Source organism: Streptomyces sp. NBC_00433, assembly GCA_036015235.1.
Classification (GTDB): Bacteria; Actinomycetota; Actinomycetes; order Streptomycetales; family Streptomycetaceae; genus Actinacidiphila.
The window spans coordinates 4,534,744-4,557,270 of sequence record CP107926.1 but is presented as its reverse complement, the minus strand read 5'-3'; the positions used below and the strand labels follow the sequence as shown (position 1 = coordinate 4,557,270).

General features: G+C 75.1%; 15 protein-coding genes. 10 read left to right on the top strand and 5 right to left on the bottom strand.

All coding sequences use genetic code 11. The features are described 5' to 3' along the window. Nucleotides 1–59: 59 nt before the first annotated feature. On the bottom strand, nt 60–803 hold the full coding sequence (locus tag OG900_19285) for a cupin domain-containing protein (protein ID WUH92044.1): 744 nt from the start codon (nt 801–803) through the stop codon (nt 60–62). A gap of 409 nt (nt 804–1,212) precedes the next feature. On the opposite strand from OG900_19285, the gene OG900_19280 reads away from it, so the two are divergent. From OG900_19280 to OG900_19270, 3 genes are all read left to right on the top strand, one after another. Further along, nucleotides 1,213–2,304 carry a LacI family DNA-binding transcriptional regulator gene (locus OG900_19280; protein ID WUH95831.1) on the top strand — a complete coding sequence of 364 codons (1,092 nt, stop codon included), beginning with the start codon at nt 1,213–1,215 and terminating at the stop codon, nt 2,302–2,304. 298 nt (nt 2,305–2,602) lie between these two features. After that, nucleotides 2,603–6,400, top strand: coding sequence for a hypothetical protein (locus tag OG900_19275; protein ID WUH92043.1), 3,798 nt, complete (start codon nt 2,603–2,605; stop codon nt 6,398–6,400). 228 nt (nt 6,401–6,628) lie between these two features. Next, the gene (locus OG900_19270; protein ID WUH92042.1) at nt 6,629–7,705 is read left to right on the top strand and encodes an ATP-grasp domain-containing protein; all 1,077 of its coding nucleotides are present in this window, start codon (nt 6,629–6,631) and stop codon (nt 7,703–7,705) included. A gap of 15 nt (nt 7,706–7,720) precedes the next feature. On the opposite strand, the gene OG900_19265 is transcribed toward OG900_19270, so the two are convergent. Then, complete coding sequence (locus OG900_19265; GenBank protein WUH92041.1) at nt 7,721–8,428, bottom strand: hypothetical protein; 708 nt, start codon at nt 8,426–8,428, stop codon at nt 7,721–7,723. Nucleotides 8,429–8,681: 253 nt separating this feature from the next. On the opposite strand from OG900_19265, the gene OG900_19260 reads away from it, so the two are divergent. Next, nucleotides 8,682–9,491, top strand: a complete 810-nt coding sequence (locus OG900_19260) for a maleylpyruvate isomerase family mycothiol-dependent enzyme (GenBank protein ID WUH92040.1) — start codon at nt 8,682–8,684, stop codon at nt 9,489–9,491. Between the two features lie 28 nt (nt 9,492–9,519). Here the strand turns inward: OG900_19260 and OG900_19255 are convergent, their stop codons facing one another. Next, nucleotides 9,520–10,662, bottom strand: a complete 1,143-nt coding sequence (locus OG900_19255) for a helix-turn-helix domain-containing protein (GenBank protein WUH92039.1) — start codon at nt 10,660–10,662, stop codon at nt 9,520–9,522. 174 nt (nt 10,663–10,836) lie between these two features. Between OG900_19255 and OG900_19250 the strand changes: the two genes are divergently transcribed. Beyond that, complete coding sequence (locus OG900_19250) at nt 10,837–11,607, top strand: DUF4232 domain-containing protein (protein WUH92038.1); 771 nt, start codon at nt 10,837–10,839, stop codon at nt 11,605–11,607. Next, nucleotides 11,604–12,056, top strand: coding sequence for a WbqC family protein (locus tag OG900_19245; protein WUH95830.1), 453 nt, complete (start codon nt 11,604–11,606; stop codon nt 12,054–12,056). The genes OG900_19250 and OG900_19245 overlap by 4 nt, the downstream gene beginning before the upstream one ends. 76 nt (nt 12,057–12,132) lie before the next feature. Here OG900_19245 and OG900_19240 read toward each other — a convergent pair whose 3' ends face one another. Next, nucleotides 12,133–15,588: a phosphodiester glycosidase family protein gene (locus tag OG900_19240; protein ID WUH92037.1), complete on the bottom strand. Its 3,456-nt coding sequence runs from the start codon at nt 15,586–15,588 to the stop codon at nt 12,133–12,135. A gap of 338 nt (nt 15,589–15,926) precedes the next feature. Here OG900_19240 and OG900_19235 point away from each other — a divergent pair, with 338 nt between their 5' ends. From OG900_19235 to OG900_19220, 4 genes are all read left to right on the top strand, one after another. After that, the gene (locus tag OG900_19235) at nt 15,927–16,277 is read left to right on the top strand and encodes a hypothetical protein (GenBank protein WUH92036.1); all 351 of its coding nucleotides are present in this window, start codon (nt 15,927–15,929) and stop codon (nt 16,275–16,277) included. 170 nt (nt 16,278–16,447) lie between these two features. Then, nucleotides 16,448–17,413, top strand: a complete 966-nt coding sequence (locus tag OG900_19230; protein WUH92035.1) for a D-alanyl-D-alanine carboxypeptidase — start codon at nt 16,448–16,450, stop codon at nt 17,411–17,413. Continuing rightward, nucleotides 17,404–18,732 (top strand): hypothetical protein, encoded by a 1,329-nt coding sequence (locus OG900_19225; protein WUH92034.1) that lies wholly within the window; start codon nt 17,404–17,406, stop codon nt 18,730–18,732. The genes OG900_19230 and OG900_19225 overlap by 10 nt, the downstream gene beginning before the upstream one ends. A 228-nt stretch (nt 18,733–18,960) precedes the next feature. Further along, nucleotides 18,961–20,337: an FAD-binding oxidoreductase gene (locus OG900_19220; GenBank protein WUH92033.1), complete on the top strand. Its 1,377-nt coding sequence runs from the start codon at nt 18,961–18,963 to the stop codon at nt 20,335–20,337. 12 nt (nt 20,338–20,349) lie between these two features. On the opposite strand, the gene OG900_19215 is transcribed toward OG900_19220, so the two are convergent. Further along, complete coding sequence (locus tag OG900_19215; GenBank protein WUH92032.1) at nt 20,350–22,479, bottom strand: restriction endonuclease; 2,130 nt, start codon at nt 22,477–22,479, stop codon at nt 20,350–20,352. Nucleotides 22,480–22,527 lie beyond the last annotated feature (48 nt).

Here is a 22,527-nt window from a genome sequence, read left to right as displayed (position 1 = left end):
CAGGAATGATCTGCGGCGCGGCAGCCCTCCCTGACTGCCGCGCCGCTTCCGTGCCCGCTTCAGGCCGGCGGCGACTCCCCGACGTCGTCCCGCCGGTAGGGCGCCAGCCGGCCGCACATCCCCAGGGTGTCCTGCGGCGGTGGTGCGAGCCGTGCGACGGCCGCGTCGGCCAGGTGCCCCAGGTCGCCGCGCCGCAGGGCGGCGATCTGCCGCCCGGTGCTTTCCGCGGCGGCCGCGGCCCGCTCCCGCCAGGCGGCCTCCCACGCGTCGAGGCGCGGGGCGACCAGGGCCGCGGCGGCGGCGTGGAAGGCGCCGAGCGCCTCGGGGTGCCCCGACTCGATCTGCTCCACGAGGAGCCGGAAGCCGGTGACGGCGAGGTCGCGGCGGGCCCTGGCGCGAGCCGCGCGCTCCTCGGGGGCGCCGTCGCCGAGCCACGCGGCCGCGTGGTAGGCGGCCGGGTCGGCCAGGTGCTCGGGCGGGAAGGTCATGACGGCGTCGCCGGCCTCGGGCAGGCCGTCGTTCTGCATGATCACCATGACGTCGAGGTCCCCGGTGTCGACCGCCCGGTGGACCGTGCCCGGCGTGAACCAGACGACGTCGCCCGCGGCCAGCGGGGTGCGGTGCGGGCCGCCGGCGGTGAGGGTGTGCAGCTCGCCCGTGCCGCCGAGCACGCAGTAGCACTCGGTGCAGGTCAGGTGCAGGTGCGGGGAGCCGCCGTGCAGGTCGTCCTCGGTCGGCCAGGGGTAGACCCGCAGCCGGGAAAGCCCGATCCCTCCCGGCAGCAGCGGTGCGTCGGCGGTCATGCGCGCCCCCTCGGAATCGTGCGGAAATGTTTCTGAAAGCCCGTGGCCGGTCCGGCCTGCGGATGTTGACCCCGTCCCGCGGTCAACCGTAGCGTCGGACGGGTCGTCGTCGCCGGACGAGGACCGACACTTTCGGCCCCGCGGGAGGCCGTCGAGGACGGCGCCACCCTCACCCGGCGCTATGCCGTCGTCATCGCCGACGGCGACCGCGGCCGGGACGGCAGCGGGCAACTCGCCCGCGCCGGGGCCGAGTCGCTCGCCACGCGGGGAGAAATGCGCTGAAACACGCACGCAATCCTGGCGTGCTACACCTGGCGGAAGCCCGTATTCCCGCGCCGGGGAAGGTTGTCGGCCGGGGATTGCGGTAACGGAATCGGTGCGGCACGACCGCTAACATGGGAAAGTGACCGTGCCGAAAACGAGCAAGCCGCAAACCGCCGGCTCACGGGGCGGGTTGACGACCACCGGCACAGCCACGCTCGCGGAAATCGCCAGGCAGGCCGGGGTTTCCGCCCCCACCGTTTCCAAAGTCCTCAACGGGCGGGCGCATGTGGCACCCGCCACCAGGGAAAAGGTCGAGCTGCTGCTGCGCGACCACGGTTACCGCCGTAAGCGCGGTGCCGCGAGAGCGCGCCCTTCCGGATTGCTGGAACTCGTCTTTCACGAGCTGATCAGCCTGTGGGCGACGGAGATTATCCGCGGCGCGGAAAACGTGGCGAGGCGGGAAGGGCTCTCCCTCGTGCTGTCCGAGTCGTCGGGCCGCGAGGAGATGGGCCTGTCCTGGGTCGACGGTGTGCTGACCCGGGACCCGGCGGGCGTCATCCTCATCATGTCCGATCTCACCGCCGAACAGCGGGAGTTGCTGGCCAGCCGGGACGTGCCCTTCGTGGTCATGGACCCGGCCGGCTATCCCGCGGACGACGTGCCGTCCATCGGCACCACCAACTGGCAGGGCGGCTACACCGCGACCCGGCACCTGCTGGAGCTGGGCCACCGCCGTATCGGCGTCATCTGCGGCCCCGCCGACGTGCTGTGCAGCCGGGCCCGTATCGACGGCTACCGGGCCGCCCTGGAGACCGGGGGCGTCGCCTGCGACGACAGCCTGGTCCGACACGGCACCTTCCAGACCGAGGCGGGCCACCGCATCGCCCTGGAGATGCTGTCGGTGCCCGACCGCCCCACCGCCCTCTTCGCCGGCAACGACGTCCAGGCCATGGGCGTCTACCAGGCAGCCCGCGAACTCGGCCTGCGCATCCCGGAGGACGTCAGCGTCGTCGGCTTCGACGACCTCCCGATCTCCGCCTGGATGGGCCCCCCGCTGACCACCGTCCGCCAGCCGCTGGTCGACATGGCGGAGGCCGCCGCCCGCCTCGTCCTCGACCTCGGCCGCAAGGTCCAGCCCACGATGCGCCGCATCGAGCTGGCGACCACCCTCATCGTCCGCGCCAGCACCGCCCGCCCGTCCCAGGCGACGCCCCCGGCGCCCGCCCCGACCGCGTAGGGGAAAGGCCGGGGCCCGCCGCGGATACGGGGCCGCGGCGGGCCGGCCAGGCCCGTGTACCGACTGCTACGGACCGGTACGCCCCCCCCGGGTTCGGGCCTGGCAGGAACGACTTCATCAGGCCGGGAATTGTTCAGCAGCCCCGCTCCCAGCGCGGATCAATGGTACGCGGGAGAACCCCGGGAAAGACGGGGCGAAGGAGGCAGAAGGCGAACATGCTTGCCCCGGCGCACCGCCGCTGCGTAGCGTCACCCGCGGAGCCGTGGGGACGGCCCGGGGGCGGAACGAGGGGTGGGGCATGGCTGGACGGCCCGAACGCGCGCTGGATCCCGCCGGCGGCGCGCTGCGGGAGCTGGCGTACGGGCTGCGGCAGCTGCGGGCGGAGGCGGGCAGCCCGACCTACCGCGAGATGGCCCGCCGCTCCGGCTGCGGCGCCAGCACGCTGTCGCAGGCCGCCGCGGGCGAGCGGCTGCCGTCGCTGCCGACGCTGCGCGCCTACGTCGGGGCGTGCGGCGGCGACGTCGCGGAGTGGGAGGAGCGCTGGCTCGCCGCGTCCGGCCGGCCGGAGGAGCAGGACGGCCCGGCGGACCCGCCCTACCGCGGCCTCGCCCGCTACGAACCCGCCGACCGGGAGCTCTACTTCGGGCGCGACGAACTCGTCGCGCAGCTCACCGCACGGGTCCGCGCCCACCGCCTGGTCGCGGTGGTCGGCGCGTCCGGCAGCGGCAAGTCCTCGCTGCTGCGCGCCGGGCTGATCCCGGCGCTGCGCGCGGAGCCCGGCCCCGGCCCGCGCCCGGCGGCGATCCGCGTGCTCACCCCCGGGCCGCGCCCGGCGACCGCGCACACCGGACTGCTCGACGCGGTGCGCGGCGGCGGCGAGCCGCACGGCGACACCGTCGTCGTGGTGGACCAGTTCGAGGAGCTGTTCACGCTGGGCGCCGACGCGGGGGAGCGCGCCGCCTTCGTCGGGCAGCTGCTGGCCGCCGCCGTACCCGCGGCCCGGCTTCGGGTGGTGATCGGCGTGCGCGCCGACTTCTTCGGCCGGGTCGCCGAGCACCAGGGCCTGGCCGACGCGGTGCGGGACGCCACCGTGCTGGTCGCCCCGATGGGCCCGGCAGCCCTGCGGGAGGCCGTGGTGGGCCCCGCGGCGGCCGCGGGCCTGATCGTGGAGCGCTCGCTGACCGCCCGGATCGTCCGCGAGGCCGGCGAGCAGCCGGGCGGCCTGCCGCTGATGTCGCACGCGCTGCTGGAGACCTGGCGGCGGCGCCGCGGCCGCGTGCTCACCGAGGAGATGTACGAGGCGGCGGGCGGCCTGCACGGCGCCATAGCGGCGACCGCGGAAAGGGTCCACGCCCGCCTGACCCCGGCCCAGGCGCGGGTCGCCCGGCGCATCCTGCTGCGGCTGGTCGCCCCCGGCGACGGCACCGCCGACACGCTGCGTCCCGTCGGGCGTGCGGAGCTGGCCGAGCTGGACGCGGTCGGCGGCGGCACCGGCGAGGTGCTCGAACAGCTGGTCGCCGCCCGGCTGCTGACCGCCGACGGCGACACCCTGCGGCTCGCGCACGAGGCGCTGCTGCACGCCTGGCCCCGCTACCGCGGGTGGATCGAGGAGGACCGCGAGCGGCTGTTCCTGCACCGCAGGCTGACCGAGGCGGCCCGCGCCTGGCACGACCTGGACCGGGACGCCGGCGCGCTCTACCGCGGGGTGCGGCTGAGCAGCACGGAGGCGGCCTTCCGGCCGCACTGGGAGCGCGCGTCGCTGACCCGGCTGGAGACGTCGTTCCTGGACGCCAGCATCCTGGCCCGTGACGACGAGACGCAGACCAGCGCCCGCACCGCCCGCCGGATGCGGGCACTGACGGCCGCGCTCGCGCTGCTGCTGGCCTTCGCGTCGGTGGCCGTCGGCGTCGGCCTGCAGCAGAGCCGGGCCGAGCGGTCGGCCAGGACGAAGGCGGTGGCCGCGGAGCGGGAGTCGCTGTCCCGCCGGATGGCCTCCGAGGCGGATCATCTGGGCCCCACCGACATCGAGTTGAGCATGCTGCTCGCGGTCCGGGCCTACCGCACCAGCAGGACGCCCGACGCCTACGCGAGCGTCCTGCGTGCCGCCGCCGTGCCGCTGCGGCGCCACCTCCTGCCCGGGGACGCGCACCCGGGTCCGGTCGGGGCGCTGGCGTTCAGCCATGACGGGCGCAGCCTGGTGTGGGGCCTCGGCGACGGCAGCGTGCTGCGTGCGGACGTGGCGAGCGGTCGTACGGCGCCGCTGACAGCCGCCGGGGCGCGGCCCGTCACGGAGCTGGCCTTCGCGGCCGGCGACCGCAGGGTCGTCAGCGGTTACCCCGGCGCTGTCGTCAGGACCACCGACCTGCCCGGCGGCAGGACCACCGGTCCGGACGTGCCGCGCGGGACGGCCCCTCGGACCGCCGCCACCGCGGAACCCGCGCTGGACGCGGCCGGCACGGTGGCCGCCGCGAACGCGCCGGGCGGCGGGGTGGTGCTGCGCGAGACCGCGACCGGCCGCCTCCGCGACCTGCTGCCCGCCCCTTACGCGCTGCTCGCCGTGAGCCCCGACGGCCGCCTGCTCGCCGCACACGACGGCACCGAGCTCAGCGTCTGGGACATCGCGACCGGCACCCGCCGCGCCGTGCTGCCCGAGCCCTACGTCGTCGGCACCGTGGTCTTCAGCGCGGACGGGAAGCGGGTCGCCGTCGAGAGGCAACCGGTCGTCACCGTGTGCGACCTGGCCACGCTGCGGCTGTGGCGGGCGGAGGTCACCGCCGACGTCACCGAGAAGGTCACCGCCCTCGCCTTCGGCCCCGACGCCGGCAGCCTGGTCATCGGCTACGACGACGCGGCCGTACGGGTCTTCGACATCGCCCACGGCCGCAGCACCGCCGCCATGGAGGGCCTGGGCTCGGCCGTCTCCACGCTGGCGCTCAGCGCCGACGGGCGGCAACTGGCCGTCGGCCTGGCGGACGGGGGCGTCGCGCTCTACGACACGACCGGCGCGCTGCTGCCCCGCCGCCTCACCCGCTCCCACCCCGAGCCGCCCGTCGCCGGCAGCCCCGACCCTGAAACGAACGGCGACAAGGCCACGGGACTCGGCTTCACCCCGGGTGGCGCGTCCCTGCTGACCGGCCGGCCGGACGGGTCGCTCGACCAGTGGGACGTGCCGTCCGGGCGGTGGGTGGCGACCCGTACGGGCCCGCCGACGCCCCTGGGCCACCCCGACCACTACACCCAGCTGCACCTGCTGACCGACCGCGACGGCGGCACGGTCGCGCTCCTCGCGCACGACGGGAGGGTGCGCGTCTGGCGCGGCAAGGACCCCGGGCGGGTCGTCGGCGGTCCCGGCACCACCACCGCCGCGCTCAGCCCGGACGGCCGCACCCTGGTCACCGCGGCCCTCGACGGCACCCTGGCGCGGTGGGACACCGCGCCCGGCGCGCCCGCCACGCCGCACCTCCTGCGGACGGGCCTGGCGGACGCGCCGACGGCGATGGTCTTCAGCCCGAACGGCACCGAGCTGGCGGTCGACGACCCGTGGGGCACCACGACCCTGCTGGACGCCGCGACCGGCGCGACCCTGCGGCACTTCACCCCGGTCGACACGTACCTGCCGCGCGACCGGGTGTTCATCGGCTCACTCGTGGCCTTCGCCCCCGACGGCCGCACCCTGGCCACCGCCGCGGGCAACGGCACCGCCTTCCTGTGGGACGTGGCGACCGGCGCGCTGCGGATGGACCTGCCCGGCGGCGCGAGCCCGGTGACGTCCCTGGCGTACAGCCCGGACGGCCGCACCGTCGCCACCGGCGCCGCCGACGGCACCGTGAAGCTGCACGACATCCTGACCCGGCAGACCCGCAACACCCTCACCGCCGGCTTCACCCCCGTCAACTCGGTCGCCTTCTCCCCGGACGGCCGCACCCTGGCCGCCACCACCGACAGCGACACCACCCACCTCTTCCACCTGCGGCTCCCGGACGCCCCCGCCGCGGCCACCGCCGTCTGCGCCGCCCTGGCCCGCGACCTCACCCCGCGGGAGCGCCGCGGCTACGTCCCGCGCGGCCCGGTCGGACCCGGCTGCGAGACGGGTTGAGAGCACCCGGCGGCAGTCCGGACGCGGCCGCCTGACCTGCGCCCGCGGCCGGCCGGTACTGCGCCGGCCACTGCTACGAAACGTCACCGTCATCGACCGGAGTTACGATCCGCTCACCCATGATCGGCGCAGCACCGGTCGCGTGCTGCCCAAGCGGCGAGGAGCTCCGCGATAGCGCTTCGGATATGGCTCAGCAGTGCGGGAGTCGCCTCCACGCAGGTGATGTCGATGCTCCGCGACAACCCGGACGCCGTCGGCGTCCACATCTACGGGACGAACGTCGACCGGGACGCTCCCGCGCTGGCCGCGTGCGACGTGGCAGAGGTCGAGCCGCGCCATGTCGGCGACGACGAATACGCCGCCTTCGCCCTGGACTTCTGCCTGCGGCACCGCATCGACGTGCTCGTACCGCCCCGGCGGCTGGCCGCGCTCGCCGGGCGCGTCGCCGAATTCGCCGCCGTGGGCACCCGGTTGATGGTCTCGCCGCTCGCCGCGGTCGAGGTGCTGACGAGCAAGACCCGTACGTACGAGGCCGCGCGGGCGGCCGGGGTGCCGGTGCCGCCGTGGCGGTCGGTGCGCGACGCGGCCGGATTCCGGGCGGCGGTCGCGGAGCTGTCGTCCGGCGGCGAGAAGGTGTGCCTCAAACCCGCGGGCGAGTATTCGGCGTTCGGCTTCCGCGTCCTGGACGACGGCCCGCTGCGCATACGCGACCTGCTCGCACCGCCGGTGCCGCAGGCGTCGGTGGCCGCCGTCGCCGACGCGTTCGAGCGGGCCGTGGACGAGGGCGATCCGGTGCCGGAATTCCTGGTGATGCCGTATCTCGACGGGCCTGAGATCAGCGTCGACTGCCTCTCGGCGCCCGGCGGCCGCCCGCTCGCGGCGATAGCGCGGTCCAAGGCGGGCCGCTACCGGCTGCTCCTCGACGACCCCGAAGTCACCGCTATAGCGCGCCGGTTGGTCGAGCACTTCGGCCTCGCCTACCTGTCCAACGTCCAACTGCGGCACCTGGAAGGCAGACCGGTGCTGCTCGAAGCCAACCCGCGGGCCTCCGCGGGCATCTTCCAGACCGCCTTCACCGGCGTGAACCTCCCCTGGGCGGCGGTCCGCCTGCTGCTGCGCGGCGAGACCGGCCCGCTGGCCGAGCCGCGCCTCGGCGCCCGTATCGCGGTCACCGAGTCCGCCACCCAGGTCGACGCCCCCGCCCCTGCCCTCACCAGCGTCGACGGCGGCCTGGCCGCCGTCCCGGTCCCGGTCGCCGCCGCGGTCCCGCCGCCCTACCTCGAAGAGGCGGCGGCGGTCGGCTGAAGCAGGCGGCCGGCCCTACAGGTTGGGGGGGAGGAGCTGGCGCGTCAGGCTGAAGGCGGCCGTGGCGGTGGCCAGCAGCGCGTTGATCCTGCCCAGGACGCGCGTCGTCCTGTCGGTGTCCTGCGCGTCGACGGCCGAGGCCAGGTCGTCGGCGTATTCCTGGGCGCGCACCGACTCGTCGGGCGTCGCGGCGGCCGCGTCCGCCCGCAGCGCGTCGATGAGCTGCTGGTGCGGGATGTCCGGTGTGTTCGTCCGGTTGCCGTAGCCGCCGTGCGCCACCGCGTGCGGGCTGTTCACGTTCGCCACGACGAAGCCGCCCGTGCTCGACGAGATGTGCACCCCTTCGCCTCCTGTCCAGATGAACCTGCGCTCGTATTCGGTCCAACCCTTGCGCGTCACGCCGTAGCCGCCGAAACGCCAGCCCTTGACCTTGATCAGCCTGTGCTTGAGCGGCTCGGCCAGGATGCGCATCGCGTCCGCGCGATTCCAGTCCCGCTCGGCGAAGTAGTCGGCCATCGCCACGTGCATGCCCGGGGATTTCGCCCGCCGGCAGACCTCACGGAAGGCCTGGCCCTGGTATTTCTCCAGCCGGCCCGGGGCGATCGACGGCGCCGGCAGTCTCCACCGGTGCGTGATCCCGCGGATCCAGGTGAAAAGTCCGTAGACCGCCCAGCAGAGCAGGGCGATCACGACGGCGAGCGCTGGTGTCACATCGGTGGTCACTGACCCTCCCTCACCCCGGGGCCCCGCGTCCTCGGGCCGACGTGCCCATGACGAGTCGGCGGCCCCGGCAGCATTGTCCCGTCAAGGCACCCCGCCCGCACCGATAAGTGCCGACTCTTTCGTGCCGGGAAGCGGCGGTACCGCGGGCAGCGCACGGCCTCACCCCGCGGGCGCCGTCCCGCGGGGCTTTCCGGCCGGGACGGGAGGGCGGTGACCTGGACAGACCGGCCGCGGTCGGCCAGTCTTCTCCGCCATGGACGTCTCCCCCTCCCTCTCCGCCGAGGCCGCGCTGACCGCCGCCATAGCCGAGGTCGCCGAGCGGATCGGCGACCTGGTGCGTACGGCGGCCGACACCGCGGTGCGCATCCCCGGGGCCGAGTGGACCGTCGGCGAGGCCGCGGCGCACCTGGTGCTGGCCAACAGGCTGATGGCCGACCTCGCGGACGGCCGCCCGCGCCCCTACGGCGACGGCACCCCCGGCAGCCTGGCCGCGGTCAACGCGGCGGGGCTCGCCGACTTCACCGAGCGCCGCGGCGCCGTCCTGGCGGACGGCATCGTCTCGCACGCGGAGGCCTTCACCGCGGCCGCCGCCTGCCGCCCGCCCGGCGAAGGCGTCACCACTCCCATGGGCCCGATGGACCTCGGCACCCTCGGCTCGTACCTGCTCACCCACATGCTCGGCCACGGCTACGACATCGCGCGGGCCCTGCGCCGCCCGCACATGCTCGACGCGGCGAAGGTCGCGCTGGCCATGCCGTTCGTGACGCTGGCGATGCCCCGGGTGGTCGACGCGCGCGCCGCCGCCGGGCACAGCGCCTGCTACGACCTGCGGGTGCGCGACGGCGGCGGCCTCACCGTGACCTTCACCGACGGCACGGCCGTGGTCGGCGCCGGGCGCCCGCGGCGCCCCGACTGCACGATCGTCGCCGAGCCGGTCACCTTCCTGCTGATCGCCCTCGGCCGCCGCGGCCCGGTCTCCGCGCTCACTCGCGGCAAGATCCTCGCCTGGGGCCGCAAGCCGTGGCTCGCGCCCCGCTTCCCCGGCCTCTTCCGGGCGCCCTGAGGGCCGTCCCGCGTAGGGCGGACAGGCCTCAGGAGAAGGCGGACACCGACGTCGCCTCCCAGGCGTCGCCGTTGTAGAAATACGCGGGGTCGCCCGCGAGGCCGACCGTGCGGAAGGGCCTCCCGTGGTCGTCGACCCGCAGCGTGCCCTGCCGGTCGCCGCAGCTCCAAAGGATCTCCAGATACCAGCTGACGTCCCGGTCCCGGGTGTGCGCGGCCACGTCCAGCACCTGCGTGTCGGAGTCCGACACCTGGAAGGGGAAGCGGGCGACGGCGGACGGCTGGTCCGTCCCCGCGAAGCCGGGCACGGCCTTCGTACGCGGCGCGGCGGCGTCGAGGTCGACGTCGAAGGAGGCGGGCGTGAGCGCGCCGCCGCAGCCGGAACCCGTCGTGTAGCCGATGCCCTTGGGCGCCGGGCGGCTGCTCGTCTCCCGTACGGACAGGGCGTGCAGGACGACCGGCCGGCCCTGCGCGCCCTGCGCGGTCAGTTCGAGCCGCAGATTCCCGGCCGGAGTCCCGCCGAGCGCGTCGGCCCAGCCGTTCGCCTCCCGCACCGGGGGAGGCGGCGGCACCTTCCCCGGCCGCTGCGCCAGCAGGAACCACTGGTCGCACGGGGTGTTCCAGTTGTCCGCCAGGACGGACACCTGGAAGGGCGGGGGTGCGGCGGCTCGTGCCTTTCCGTCGGCGAGGGCGCTGTGCAGCGCGAGCGCGGCGACGACGGCGAGCGCGGCGGCGGCGGCCAGGACGGCCGCGGTGCGGCGGCGGGGGACCGGCTCCTTGCGGGGCGCCGGGCCGGACATCCGCGCGGGCGCGGCCTTCAGGGGCGGTACGTGCGCGGCCTTCCGGGCCGGTGGAGGGGGTACGGGCGCCGCCGACTCCGTGCCTTCGGCCGCCTCTGCCGCTTCCGTTGCCGGCGCGGGGCGTTCGCGCCTGGCGGCGTCCGCCAGCAGCCAGCGCCGGTGCAGCGTCAGCAGTTCCTCGTTGCTCGCGCCGCACAGCCGCGCGAAACGCTCGACGGGGGCGTAGTCACCGGGGACGGCGCCGCCGTTGCAGTAGCGGTGCAGCGTCGAGGTGCTGACGTGCAGGCGCGTCGCGAGCGTGCCGTAGCTGAGGCCCGATCGGTGCTTGAGTTCGTGCAGTTGCGTCGCGAAGTCTCCGATGCCCGTAGTCATTCCACCCTCCCCGTCGTCCCGGACCGGCGTTCCAGGAAGGATCATCATCGCAGGTCAGGGCGGTGGCAGCGTTCTGGCGTCCCCTTTTGTCGCGAGACTGTGGCATGCGGGACAGGACGTGGCGCACGGTGGCGCCCTCACCACCGACTACAGCGAAGGCAAGCCACCGTGTCCGTGAAGTCCGCTCTCTCGACCGCTCTCTCCTCCTCCGCCGTGCTGCTGCTCGGCGCCCTCGCCCTGACCGGGTGCCAGTCGGACTCCACCGACGCGGCGGGCGGCCCGGCGCCCGCCTCCCCCTCGACCACCGCGTCCTCCGCGCCCACCTCGGCCACCGACGCGCCCGCACCCACCGCGTCCGCGACCACCGCCCCGTCCTCCTCCGCACCCACCGCGTCCTCCTCCGCGCCCAAGAGCAAGCCGATGAGCGGCACCGGCGGGAGTACGGGCGGGGGCACCGACACCGACGCCTACGCGTACAAGCACCCCTGCGCCATCCAGCAGCTGACCGTGCGCGTCACCGTCCGGGCCGGGGCGCCGACGCAGCGGGTGATCGCCGTACGCAACAACGGCGGGCAGGCCTGCGGCCTGAGCTACTACCCGCGGGTCGACCTGGACAATGCCAAGTCCGCCGACGGCACCCGGGCCGTCAAGCCGCTGGTCCCTGGCGGCCTCGGCGGCCCGCCCGCCCACACCGTGCACTCCCGGCAGACCGCCTACGCCGTCATCGACCTCGACCCGAGCGGCGCGACCACCGGCACCGCCCAGGGCGTCGACGAGCTGAACGTGATCCCCGACGGGGACCACATGCCCGACGCGGCCACCCAGAACTTCCCCCTGGGCAAGGGCGCCCAGGTCCTACGGCCCAAGCTGGGCCTCTACCGGTCCACCGTCGCCGACGCGGTGGCGTCCATGAGGACCGCGGACAGCCGGCCGCCCGCCGACTGAGCCAGCTGCCCGCGCAGCATTACCACGCGGGCCCCCACTGGCAGCTGTTGCGCGCGGCGCTCGACCCCGTCGCCCGTACCGCCGAGCGGGCGGCAGGAACCGCGGCTGTCGCCGAGGCCACCACGCGGGCCCTGCTGGACCTCCTGGGCTGGCAGGGCAGCATCGTGCGCAGCAGCGACCTCGCCGCGTCCTCCGACCGCTCCGCACGGCCGGCCGACCTCACCGTCGCCGTCGGCGCCGGCACCTACGTCTGCGGCACGGGCGGCATGCGCTACCTCGATCGCGACCCCTTCGTGAGGCGGCACCTCACAGTCCGACCGTTCAGCACGCCCGTGGCCGCCGCGGGGCTGTGGACCGCACCCGCGGAGATCACCTCCTTGTGGGCGCTGGCCACGTACGGTCCGACCCGCGTTGCGGCCGCGATCGGTGACCTGCACCCCGTCGGGTGAGGCGACGCCCACCGACCGACACGGGGGTGCGCCGCCCCGGCCGGCCACAACCGGCCGGGGACGGCGGGATCCGGGGTCAGGTGAGGGGGATGTCGGATGAGGCGGACAGGCCGCCCGCGGTCACCGTGAGGGTGATGTGGCCGGGGCGGAGCGCGGTCAGGGTGGACGTGGGGAGGTCGAGTACGGCCAGGGTGGCCGGCTCGCGGCGGGCGGATCGGGCGTCGGCGGGGGTGGCGGCCACCGCCAGGCCGTGGCTGCCGGACCATGTCACGCTGGCCGGGAAGCGCAGCGGGAAGCGCAGGCCGAACTCGCTGGTGATGCCGGTCGCCGCGACCGCGGCCGACGCGCCCACCGCGAGCCGCGCCGGGGCGGACAGGTCGATGCCGTCGATCAGCGGGCGGCTCTCGGCCTGGAGCCAGTCGCGGGTCTCGGGGCTCGGGCGGCCCGCCCTGATCCTGGCGGGGTGCGGGTCGACCGCGATGTGCATCCAGCCGAAGAAGCCGCCCTGGTCGGGGGAGCTGTAGGGCGTCTTGCCGACCGCGGGTGTGGTCACGTCGAGCACGCCGTCGGCGCGGCTGACCGACGCGGTGTGGGCGTGGCCGGTGAAGAGCGCGACCGGCTTGCCCGACCGCTCGCGGAAGTCGGCGAGCCAGCGCTGGAGCAGCCCGGCCTCCAACTGGTCCGACAACTGGGAGGCTTCGGCGCCGGACGGGTCGTGCAGCGGGTGGTGGAAGGAGACCACCACCCCGGTCACCGACCTGTCGTCGGCGGCCTTCGCCAACTCGGCCTGGAGCAGCGGCACCTGGGACCAGTCGGAGGTGCGCATGTCGCCGGTGTGCGAGTCCAGCAGGATGAAGCGGGTGCCCTTGTGGTCGAGGACCTGCTTGTTGGGCCGCCCTGTCACCGACAGGAAGGTGTCGAGGCCGCCGGTCGCGGACAGGCCCGCCTCGTGGTTGCCGGGGGTCCAGTGGACCGGCAGCCCGGCGGGTACGTGGTCGCGCAGCAGGCCGTCGGCGAGGTCGAAGTCGGCGGGGGTGTTGTTGTCGACGAAGTCGCCGTTGATGAGGATGAAGTCCGGCTTGGCGGCGACCACTTGGCCGAGCGCCGCCACCGCCTGCCGGCCGGAGAAGGAGTCCAGTCCCGCGGCCGCGCTGATGTGCAGGTCGGACAGGACGGCGAAGGTCCAGCGGCGGTCGGGCAGTTCGCCCTGCTCGACCACGTAGGGGTCGGGCTGCGGCGGCTCCGCCAGGTCCGGCTGCCGGCCGACCTGGGCGGCGAGGCCGTCGAAGTCCAGCTGCCCGGCGTTCTTGTTGGTCTGCGAGGTCTCCGCGATGTAGAGGCGCAGGAGCGTCACCGGGTCGGAGAAGCCGGCCGGTATGTCGCCGACAACGCGGCGCCAGCCCGTCCAGTCGACGGTGGTGGCGAAGGTGAACGGCACGTTGGTGGTGCCCTGCGAGGAGAGCATCGCGCGCAGCCAGTGGTTCCCGCCGTCGCCGTTGACCCACAGCGCGAGCTTCTTGGTGCCGACCGGCAGCGTGACCGGGCCGGGCGACTTGACCGCGTAGGCCGCCGAGGTGCTGCCCTGCCCGGTGAAGTCGTACGTCAGCCGCAGCGCGTGGTTGTCCGCGGCCGCGCCGGGGCGGTCCGGGGCGGCGACCACCGCGACCGACGCCGTACCGCGCGCGGCCAGCGCCGTCCATGTGTCGCCGGGCTCGAAGCCGGCCAGCGGCACGTCGATCAGGCCGACCGTCACCGGCAGCTTCGCCGTCACGCCCTGCACCGTCGCGGTGAGCGTCGCCGACGTGCCGCCCCCGTCGGCCGCGCCGGTCACCGTCAGGCCGTCCTCGCCGGCCACCACCGTGATCACGGACGTGTCGTAGTCGAGCGCCACATCGCGCGGCGCCACGGGCGCGTCGAAGCCGTCCGCGTCGTAACCGGTCAGCATGACGGTCGCCGAGGCGCCCGGGTCGAGGGTGACCGTACGGTCGGTGAAGGCCAGCCGGTGCAGGTCGCCGAGCACCCGCAGCGCGTGCTCGCCGTCCGCGGCACCCGCGTGTGCCCGCAGGACGCCCGCGCCGGAGCGCCGGGCGCGGAAGACGCCGCCGCTGACCTTGCCGAGCGAACCGGGCTCGGCCGTCCAGTCGACCTGGTGCCCGGCGGTCGCGGCGGGACCCCACGCCTCGTCGTAGCCGGCGGCCGCGACGTCCACGGTGAGCCCGGGGACGACCCGGTCGGCCCGCGGCCGGACGTCGAGGCCCTTGAGCTGTCCGGAGCCGGGGCGGCCGAACAGGCCGACACCGTTGGGCACCGGGCGCTCGGCGCCGTCCGAGGGCGTGTTGACGACGCCGACCGCGGTGTCGCCGGGGAGCCGGGCGACGATCTCGGTGGAGCCGCCGCCGTCCAGCATGAAGGCCTCGTCCGCGCCGAGTCGGGCCATCAGCTCGGCCATGTCGTCGAAGCTGAGGCCCGCGGAGAAGTTCGAGGACCCGTCGACCGCCACCAGCAGCAGCCGGTGGCCGCCGGCCGGCCAGCCCACCGCGGTACGCGGCTTGGGCGCGTCATTGCCGGTGCTCGGCGGGAAGTCCACCGGCGTGCCGCCCTCGACCAGCACCGAGCCGCTGCCCAGCGCCATCCGCAGCGCGCCGGGCGCGTCGCTCCGCGGCGCGAAGTCCACGCCGACGGCGTCGCCGATACGCGTCCCGGCCAACTGGCCCGCGGCGGCGCCGCGTCCCAGCACGATCAGCCCGTCGGCGGGCACCGGCGTCGCGGTGATCCGCCCGTTGACGGCGGTCACCAGGCCTTCGGCGACGACGAGTTCGGTGTACGGCCCCGGGTCCTGGAGCAGCGTGCGGTCCGCGTGGCCCCACAGCGGGGTGAAGACGGCGACGCCGTCGGCGGGCGTCGAGGCCGAGTTGAGCGCGGCCAGCGGCTTCGCGGCGCCGGCCACCGTGACCGTGCCGGCGATCATCAGGTCGGCGAGCCGCGCCACCCGGTCGGCGCCGACCGCCATGACCGTCGAGGACCGGCTGGTCCCCTTGCGCAGCCGCCCGCCCTGGATCTCCGGACCCTCGGCGGCGAAGGTCTCGGTGATGTCGAAGTAGTCCCCGTTGACCGCTGCCACCGCGTGCTGCCCGTCCGTGGCGCCCTTGAGCGCCCGAGGGTCGCTGACCTTGTCCGCGACCAGGTCGACCGTCGCCTCGCCGAGGTCGGCGTTGAGCACGTGCGCCCGCAGCCAGCCCGTACGCCCGAAGACGTCGAAGGAGGTCAGCGCGATGCCGGGCGCGACCGGGTGGTCCACCCGGCTGCTGATCACCGACTCCCCGTCGACGGTCAGCCGGTAGGCCGGCGGCTTGAAGGCCGCCGGGCCCTTCCCCGGCGCGTGCCCCGGGCCCTGCCCCTGGCCGCCGCCGTCGTGCTTGCCGCCGGCGGCGAAGGCGGTGCCCCCGCCCGCGGCCGCTCCCGCGGCGGCGACCGCCCCCACGATGAGTCCCCGACGTGTCATGCCCGCTGTGCCGCTGCGCTCCATGTCCATGACCGACGACGCTAGGGCTTCCGGCCGTCGCGGGAGTGGACCTCCGGGTGAACAGATGTAGGCGGCACGCTTTTTCGCCTGGTTCTGATGGTTCGCCTGGTTCGGTTGGTATGCACGGTTCTGATGGCGCGTACGGGCCGGATGGTCCCCATGGTCCCCATCGTCCCGACGGTCTGGATCGTTCGAAAGTGTTGTGCGCGAGTGTCGCCCGGCGTACCGCCATCGGGTGCTCTCGCGGGAAGCCGCCGTGTCGGGACGGACGGTTGCCCCCCGTCACCGCGATCATCTGAGCGTTGCTCGCGGTAGTCATGAATGGTTCACGGACGGGAGCGGTCGTAATGGACAGCAGCATGCGCGGGCGCCTGGCGGCGCTGACGGCGGCGACGGCGGCGGTGGTCGGCCTCGGCGGCGGCCTGGCAGGACAGGCCTACGCGGCCCCGATCAGCCCCGCGGTGGCGTACTACTGCGCCCTGGGACAGCACCAGAACCACCCGATGATCGGCCAGGAGTCCATCAACGGAGGGTGGGCGTCCGGCCTGCTCGCCCCGGGCCCGACCTGCGTCGCCGATCCCGCGGCGACCGCCGATGACCCGGCCCTCGACGCCCCCTCCCAGGGGGCCGCCGCCGCGACCGAGCCGCAGGAGACCGCGCCCACCGCGGCGGACCCCGGCTTCGACCTCCGCGCCTGAGCCGGCGCCCGCCCAGGCCGAGCCGCCCACCCGGGACGCGCCCGGCCCGGGGGGCGTACCGACCGGTTCTGGCCCGGCGGCACGGCGTGCGCGGGCGCCGAAGCCGCCGGGCGGGTGAAACGGCGCTCGGGCCGGGAGCGCGGCCGCGGCTGCGCGGTATATGTGCGGCCGTGTTCCGCAAACAGCACGACCAGAAGCAGCAGAGGCAGCAGACCGGCCGCAGCCGCCGGCGTGGCTGGGGCGGCGCCGTCGCGGCCGCCGTCGCCGCGGGGCTGACCACGGGGGCCGCAGCACCGGTGGCTCCGCAAGGCGGCGGCCTCGGACCCGGCATCACCGCGATCATGTCCAAGCCGGCCTACCAGCACGCCCCGTGGGGGTGGCTGGAGCTCGACGACAAGGGACGGGTCGTCTCCTCCCGGTATCCCGACCAGTTCTTCATCCCCGGCTCGACGGCCAAGCTGGTCACCGTGTCGGGCGCCTGGCACACGCTCGGCAGCGACCACCGGTTCACCACGCCCGTGCAGGCGGTCGGCCGCCGCGACGGGTCGGTGCTGAACGGGAATCTCGTGCTGGTCGGGCAGGGCGACCTCACCATGGGCGGCAGGACCGCGCCCGACGGGACGGTGTCGTACACGCCGATCGACCACACCTACGCCGACGACGTGCCCGGGGCGACGCTCACCCCGGAGGACCCGCTCGCCGGGATCGACCGGATCGCGCGCCAGGTACGCGGCTCCGGCATCACCCGGGTGAACGGCGACCTGGCCGTCGACCAGCGGCTGTTCACCTCCTTCTCCGGGCTCGACCCGACGCCGACGCCGCTGGTCGTCAACGACAACGTCATCGACCTGCTGACCACCCCGACCGCCCCCGGGCAGCCCGCGAAGCTCGGCTGGCGCCCGCAGGTCGCGCCCTACCGGGTCACGTCGACCGTGCGGACGGTCGCCGCGGGCGGGACCACCGACATCGAGGTGTCGGCGTCGCCGGACGGGACCCGGATCAGCCTGTCGGGCACGATCGCGGCCGGCGCGCGGCCCGCGCTGCGGGTCTCGGCCTGCTCCAGCAGCGGGCCGCAGGCCGGCACCGCCGCTGACCGCCCCATCCGGCTCGACAGAGGAAGTGGACGATGCACGTGAAAACCGTTCAGCCGGTATCCGGTCGGCGCGGGTCGGCGGGATCCGTCCGGCGCGGGTCCGCCAAAGCCGCGGCCGCCGTCGCCGCCCTGCTCGCCGTGTCGGCGCTGACCGGCGCGGGCCGGGTCGCCGCGGCGCCCGCGGCGGAGCCGGCGGCCGGCTCCGTCGTCACCGTCACCACGGTCGGGGTCGGCGACCCCGGCAATCCGGCGGTGGGCGTCGTCCCGTTCACCGACGCCGTCTACCGTACGTGCGCGGAAGCGCCCGCCGGCTCCGGCTGCCTGACGGTCGGGGGTGTCGCGAAGCCGTACGAGATCGGGCGGCTCGAAGTCACCGTCGGGCAGTGGGTGGCGTTCCTGAACACCGCCGACCCGACCGGCGCCGACCGCCGCGACCTCTACGACGAGACGGAGAGCGGGACGGCCTGGCCGAGATACGGCCAGATCGACCTCGACGCCGGCGCCGCGCGCGGCCACCACTACGCGGTGGCCCATCCCGAGTGGACGGACAAGCCGTACGGCTTCGCGAACTTCCTGCGGGCGGCGCGCTTCGCCAACTCCCTCTACAACGGCCGGCTGCTCTCCAAGCGGACGACCACCGCCGGCGGCTTCGACCAGGTCGCCTACACCGTACGGCTGTCGGCCTCGACCGAGCGCGGGATGTACGACCTCGCCCGCCCCGACGCGACCCGCACGCGGAGCACCGGCTTCGTCCTGCCGAGCCAGGACGAGTGGATCAAGGCCGCCTACTACGATCCGAACGGCGGCGGCACGTACTCGTACTGGAAGTACCCGACCAACCCCGGCACCTTCGGCGACGGCGACGCGACCGCCCCGGCGCCGACCGTGCTCGACCCGGCCACCGGCGACGTCACGAACGCCGCGACCCAGCCGCTGGCCTCCTACCACGCCTCGGACCTGCCCGCCCCGACCTGGTGCCCGGCCGAGGTGCCGCCCGCGGACTGCTCGACGGTCAACCCGCTCGGGCTGGACCCGGCCACCTACGGGCGGATCTACCAGGGCAGCCTGTCCACCGTCGGCCAGGCGCGCACCACCTCGCCCTGGGGCACCCTCGACCAGGGCGGCAACGCGGTCGAGTGGACCGACACGATCGCCCCGCCGCCGGCCGGCCAGTCCTCGGCCCGCGTCTGGCGCCGCCTGCACGGCGGCATCTCCAACGCGCCCGCCTTCCAGATGTGGCCGTCCGCGGTCGGCCTCCAGCCGCAGGACAACGCCTTCTTCGACCGGATCTACCCCTGGCTCGGCATCAGGATCGGCGTGATCGGGGACCTTGAGCCCGGCGGCGGCTACGGGGGTCGGTGACCCCGCTGCCGCAGCCGCGGACCGAGGGCCCCCAGGCGACCTGGGGGCCCTCGTCCGTTTCCGGGGGGCGCGGGCGGCCGCTGGGGATGCGGGCGGGGCGGTACGGCGAGAGGCTTGAAGGGAGGAGCAGCCCCGCTCCGGTTGCCGTGCGGCCCGCGAGGGGTGCCGCCGCACCGGCCGCCCCGCGGGGAAAGCAGGGCCCCACCGCGCCCCGGCAAGGAGACCGTCATGGACGCCGCGACGCTGCAGGGGATAAGGACCGCGCTGCGCGGCCCGGTCATCACCGCCGAGGACGCCGCGTACGACGAGGCCCGGCAGGCCTACAACGCGATGATCGACCGCCGGCCGGCCGCCCTCGTGCGGTGCAGGGACGCGGGCGACGTGCGGGACGCGGTCACCGCGGTCCGCGACCAGGGGCTGGAGATCGCGGTCCGCGGCGGCGCGCACAGCGGCCCCGGCCTGTGCCTGGTGGACGACGCGGTCACCGTGGACCTGTCGCCGATGCGGGGCGTGCGCGTCGACCCGGTGGCGCGGACCGCCGAGGTCGCGGGCGGCAGCCTGATCGGCGACCTCGACCACGCGGCGCACGCCTTCGGCCTCGGGGTGCCGGCCGGGATCGTGTCGACGACCGGAGTGTCGGGCCTGACCCTCGGCGGCGGCCACGGTCACCTGACCCGCAAGTACGGCCTGACGGTGGACAGCCTGCTGTCCGCCGACGTCGTGCTCGCCGACGGCGGCTTCGTCACCGCGAACGAGCGGGACCACCCGGACCTCTTCTGGGCGCTGCGCGGCGGCGGCGGGAATTTCGGCGTCGTCACGTCCTTCACCTTCGGGCTGCACCCCGTGGACACCGTCGTCCTCGGGATCACCCTGTGGAGCCTGGACCGCATCCGCGACGTGCTGCGCTGGTACCGCGAGTTCCTGCCGCAGGCGCCGGACGACCTGAACGGCTTCTTCGCGGAGCTGACCGTCCCGCCGGCCCCGCCCTTCCCCGAGGAGATCCACGGCCGGAAGATGTGCGGCGTCGTGTGGTGCCTGACCGGGGACCCGGCCGCCGCCGAGATGGCGCTCGCGGTGGTGGACGAGCCCGCGCCGCCGGACTTCCACTTCACGGCCCCGATGCCCTACCCGGCTGTGCAGTCGATGTTCGACGGCCTGCTTCCGCCGGGGCTCCAGTGGTATTGGCGCGGGGACTTCTTCGACCGCGTCACGGACGACGCCGTCGAGGTGCACGCCGCCTTCGCGGAGCGGATGCCGGCCGGCCTGTCGACCATGCACATGTACCCGGTCGACGGCGCCGCCCACCAGGTGGACCCGGCGGCCACGGCGTGGGCCTACCGGGACGCCGTGTGGTCGGGCATCGTCGCCGGCATCGACCCCGACCCGGCCAACGCCGGGGCGATCAGGCAGTGGTGCGTCGACTACTGGGAGGCGCTGCACCCGCAGTCGATGGGCGGCGGCTACGTCAACTTCATGGGCACCGACGAGAGCCAGGGCCGCGTGAAGGCCACCTACCGCGAGCACTACGACCGGCTCGCGGACGTCAAGCGGACCTACGACCCCGGCAACTTCTTCCACGCGAACCAGAACATCGCGCCGGCCTGAGTCCGTACGGACTCAGGCGACGTCGACGCCGTAGTCGCGGATGAGGGCCTCCAGGCCGCCCGGGTAGCCCTTGCCGCCGGCCACGAAGTCCCAGTCACCGCCCGCGCGGCGGCGGAAGGAGCCGAGGACCAGGGCCGTCTCACCCGGGCGGCCGTCGGAGACCTCCAGCCGGCCCAGCTCGGCCGCCGAACCGTCGAGCAGCCGGATGCCCGCGCGGGTGAAGCCGGACAGGTCGGCGTCCGGATTGACGGTGGGGTCGATCGCGGTGGCCAGCACGAGGCGGTCGGCCCGGTCGGGGAGGGCGTCGAAGGCCACCCGCAGGGCCGCCTTGTCGGGGGCGGTCGGCGGGATCGCGGTGACGGTGCCGTCGGGGGTGCGGGGGTTGTTGTAGAAGACGAAGTGGTCGTCGCTCAGGATGTTGCCGCCCTGGCAGACCAGGGCGCAGACGTCGAGGACGACCGTGCCGGACCAGGACACGCCCAGCACGTTGTGGTCGGGCGTCGGCGGGGCCGCGGGCACCGGCGGCCGCTCGGTGGGGCCGAGGCGGCCGCGCAGGCCGTGCTGGTGCAGCAGCTCGACCAGCTGCTCGCCGGAGACCAGCTCCAGCGGCTTGCCGCGGGCGAAGGCCTGCGAGCCGGGGCCGAAGCGGGAGGTCGTGACCAGGACGCCCTTGTTGGCGCCGGTGTGCTGGACGGTGCCGTAGAGGTCGCGGACCGCGGTGGGCTGGACGGTGTGGCGGTAGCGCTTGACCTGCACGACGATCGTGCCGCCGCGTATCGGGGTCGGGTCGACCGCGTCCACGTCGACCCCGCCGTCGCCCGAGCGCTGGGTGGTGACCGCCTCCATGCCCATGGCGCGGAAGAGCTCGGCGACCAGCAGCTCGAATTCCAGCGGGTCCATGGCGTAGAGGTTGGGCTCGTCGCCGTCCGCGGAATCCAGGGCGGCGGATTCCCGGGCGGCGGGGACCTGCGGCGCGGCGGCCTCGGACACGGCTCCGGCGCCCACGTCCTCGGGGAGCCGGACCGGGCGTACGGCGGCGCAGCTCTCGGGGCGGGCGGAGAGCCGGCCGCCGAAGCCGTCGACCAGGCAGTCCACCGCGCTCAGCCGCGCCAGGTCGAGCGCGTCGAAGGCGCTGCGGGTGGCGGTCACGGCGGCCAGGAAGATACGGGCCTCGCGGCCGGTCGCGGGGTCGTGGTCGTCCACGAAGCCGTTCAGCGCGACCGACTCCAGGGCGCCGGACTCGTCCGCCGCGAAGACGTCGCGCAGCGCCAGCAGCACGCACTGGGCGAGCAGGTCGCGGTAGAGCGCCCGGCGCTGCGTGACGGGGCGGGCCGTCTCCTTGAAACGGTCGGCGGTCGGCATGTAGCGCACCGACTTCACCTCGGGGACGACGGCGTAACCGGGCAGCTCCCAGTTCAGCACCAGTTGCCGCGCGCCCGGGTCGTAGGCGGCGTCCACCTGGCGCGGCATGTCCTCGGGCCACGCGGTGGAGGAGTAGAGGGCGGCGGAGGAGTACTGCGCGACCGCCTCCCGGTCCCCGGTGCGCAGGGCGGCCGCCAGCTGCCCGACCCCGGTGTTGTGCCGGCGGATCTCGGCGAGCCGGGCCGCCGCCCACTGGTCGTACTGCTGCCGGTAGGCGGCCAGTTGCTGCTGCCGCTGCGCCTCGGCGGCCTGTGCGGCGGCCAGGTCGCGGGCGTAGTGCGCCTGCGCCTCCTCCTGCGCCCGCCGGGCCGCCCGGCCCCAACCGCCCTGCGCCGGCGCCTGGTAGCGCTGCGGGTCGGGCATCGGCACGGGCCGGGCGAGCGCACCGGGGGCGAAGGGTTCGAGCCGCTCGGAGCGCAGCAGCGCGGCCGTACGGAAGGCCGGGGCGCGGCTCCCGGTGGCCAGCAGGCGGCTCAGCGCCTCGACGCGGGCGTCCAGCTCCTCGGTGCGGCGCAGGGCGTCGGCCTCCTGGTGCTGCCGGTAGGCGGCCTGCTGCTCGCGGGTCTGCCGGGCCATGTCCCGCTCGTGGGCGCGCTGTCGCCGCTCCCGCTCCCGCTGCTGCTGGGCCCGCGCCCGGACCTGCGCCTCCTGCTGCCGCTGCTGCTGACGCTGCATCTCGGCCCAGACGCCGATCGGACCGCTGTTGGAGCGACGAGTCATGCGGTGTTGCCCTCCCCCGGGGGACTTGCCGTCCCGGAACCGCGCGCC

What these genes read in the sequence shown, in the direction of transcription:
- OG900_19235 (WUH92036.1), top strand. Translation starts at nt 15,927, where the DNA reads ATGGACAGCAGCATGCGCGGGCGCCTGGCGGCGCTGACGGCGGCGACG.
- OG900_19255 (WUH92039.1), bottom strand. Translation starts at nt 10,662, where the DNA reads ATGACTACGGGCATCGGAGACTTCGCGACGCAACTGCACGAACTCAAG.
- OG900_19220 (WUH92033.1), top strand. Translation starts at nt 18,961, where the DNA reads ATGGACGCCGCGACGCTGCAGGGGATAAGGACCGCGCTGCGCGGCCCG.
- OG900_19260 (WUH92040.1), top strand. Translation starts at nt 8,682, where the DNA reads ATGGACGTCTCCCCCTCCCTCTCCGCCGAGGCCGCGCTGACCGCCGCC.
- OG900_19240 (WUH92037.1), bottom strand. Translation starts at nt 15,588, where the DNA reads ATGGACATGGAGCGCAGCGGCACAGCGGGCATGACACGTCGGGGACTC.
- OG900_19270 (WUH92042.1), top strand. Translation starts at nt 6,629, where the DNA reads ATGCTCCGCGACAACCCGGACGCCGTCGGCGTCCACATCTACGGGACG.
- OG900_19225 (WUH92034.1), top strand. Translation starts at nt 17,404, where the DNA reads ATGCACGTGAAAACCGTTCAGCCGGTATCCGGTCGGCGCGGGTCGGCG.
- OG900_19275 (WUH92043.1), top strand. Translation starts at nt 2,603, where the DNA reads ATGGCTGGACGGCCCGAACGCGCGCTGGATCCCGCCGGCGGCGCGCTG.
- OG900_19215 (WUH92032.1), bottom strand. Translation starts at nt 22,479, where the DNA reads ATGACTCGTCGCTCCAACAGCGGTCCGATCGGCGTCTGGGCCGAGATG.
- OG900_19285 (WUH92044.1), bottom strand. Translation starts at nt 803, where the DNA reads ATGACCGCCGACGCACCGCTGCTGCCGGGAGGGATCGGGCTTTCCCGG.